General features: G+C 56.7%; 1 protein-coding gene. It reads left to right on the forward strand.

Translation table 11 applies throughout. The features are described 5' to 3' along the window. A partial coding sequence (gene carB, locus EJP87_RS16545; RefSeq protein ID WP_130472939.1) for a carbamoyl-phosphate synthase large subunit occupies nucleotides 1-1,348 on the forward strand: 1,348 nt, incomplete at both ends.

The raw sequence follows: 1,348 nt of genomic DNA on the forward strand, positions 1-1,348 counted from the left end.
TGCGCCATGCCGGTCCCGATCGCATTCTCTATGTCGCCGACGCCCTGCGTCTGGGCAAACCTCTGCAATGGATCCACCAATCCAGTGCCATCGATCCCTGGTTTATCGATCAAATGGCGCAACTGATTGAGGCAGAGCAATCCCTGCAAGGGCTCTCGGTGAACGATCTCTCTGCCCAAAAGCTGCGCAGATTGAAAGAGATGGGCTTCTCCGACCGTCGTCTGGCGCAACTGCTCGACTGCAGTGCTGCCGATCTCTATGCCCTGCGTCGTCAACTGGCCATCTTGCCGGTCTATAAACGGGTCGATACCTGTGCTGCTGAATTTCCTTCGCAAACCGCCTATCTCTACTCCACCTATGAAAGCCAGTGCGAAGCCAGACCCTCGACGCGCCAAAAAATCATGATTCTCGGTGGTGGTCCCAACCGCATCGGACAGGGCATTGAGTTTGATTATTGCTGTGTGCATGCCGCCTTTGCTCTGCGTGAAGCCGGATTTGAGACCATCATGGTCAACTGCAATCCGGAAACCGTCTCCACCGACTATGACACCTCCGACCGTCTCTATTTTGAGCCGCTCACCTTTGAGGATGTGATGGCCATCGTCGCCGTCGAACAACCGACTGGCATCATCGTGCAACTGGGAGGACAGACGCCGCTTAAACTGGCCAAAGCCCTGGAAGCGGCGGGTGCACCGATCATCGGCACCACTCCTGAAGCCATTGATATTGCCGAAGATCGGGAGCGTTTCCAACAACTGCTGCACCAATTGCAACTGCGACAACCACGTAACGGTATCGCCCGCTCCGCCGAAGAGGCGGTGGCCATTGCCAAGGATGTGGGTTATCCGGTGGTGGTACGCCCCTCCTATGTTCTGGGCGGTCGCGCCATGGAGGTGGTGCATGATCAAAGCGACCTGGAGCGCTATATGCGTACTGCGGTCCGAGCCTCCCCCGATCATCCGGTTTTGCTCGACCATTTTCTGAACAATGCCATAGAAATTGATGTTGACTGTGTTGCCGACGGCACCTCTGTGGTGGTGGGTGGCATCATGGAACATATCGAAGAGGCAGGGGTACACTCCGGCGACTCTGCCTGCTCTCTGCCCCCCTATTCGGTCAACCAACGTCTGATCGATACCATCGAGCAACAGACCATTCAATTGGCCAAAGCGCTGCACGTGGTGGGCTTGATGAATGTGCAGTTTGCCATTCAGCAGGAGACGGTCTATATCCTGGAGGTCAATCCCCGTGCTTCACGCACGGTGCCTTTTGTCTCCAAAGCCACCGGGGTACCGTTGGCCAAGATGGCGGCCCGCATTATGGCCGGGGCAACCTTGGCCGAGTTGGG

Origin of the sequence: Candidatus Magnetaquicoccus inordinatus (assembly GCF_004217665.1) — a bacterium.
Taxonomy (GTDB): domain Bacteria; phylum Pseudomonadota; class Magnetococcia; order Magnetococcales; family Magnetaquicoccaceae; genus Magnetaquicoccus; species Magnetaquicoccus inordinatus.